This window comes from Paenibacillus qinlingensis, assembly GCF_013204845.1.
GTDB classification, from domain to species: Bacteria; Bacillota; Bacilli; order Paenibacillales; family NBRC-103111; genus Paenibacillus_E; species Paenibacillus_E qinlingensis.
Genome location: NZ_JABMKY010000061.1, coordinates 1 through 556, shown reverse-complemented (window position 1 = coordinate 556; position 556 = coordinate 1). Strand labels below are relative to the sequence as shown.

The following is a 556-nucleotide window of genomic DNA, read 5'->3' as shown; positions in this document are numbered from 1 at the left end:
AGACGGAGCCGCAGCGAAAGCGAGTCTGAATAGGGCGCTTTAGTACGTGGACGTAGACCCGAAACCGTGTGATCTACCCCTGTCCAGGGTGAAGGTGAGGTAACACTCACTGGAGGCCCGAACCCACGAATGTTGAAAAATTCGGGGATGAGGTGGGGGTAGCGGAGAAATTCCAATCGAACTCGGAGATAGCTGGTTCTCCCCGAAATAGCTTTAGGGCTAGCCTCGGATGTTGAGTTGTGGAGGTAAAGCACTGATTGGGTGCGGGGCCCGCCAAGGGTTACCAAGTCCAGTCAAACTCTGAATGCCACAAACTTAAGTCCGGGAGTCAGACAGTGAGTGCTAAGATCCATTGTCAAAAGGGAAACAGCCCAGACCATCAGCTAAGGTCCCCAAGTGTGTGTTAAGTGGGAAAGGATGTGGAGTTGCACAGACAACCAGGATGTTGGCTTAGAAGCAGCCACCATTGAAAGAGTGCGTAATAGCTCACTGGTCGAGTGACTCTGCGCCGAAAATGTAACGGGGCTAAACACGCCACCGAAGCTATGGCTTGCAC

1 rRNA gene is annotated in these 556 nt (G+C 52.7%); it reads left to right on the top strand.

Annotated features, from left to right (window positions below):
- Nucleotides 1-556, top strand: a 23S ribosomal RNA gene (locus HQN88_RS37270); the annotation flags it as partial.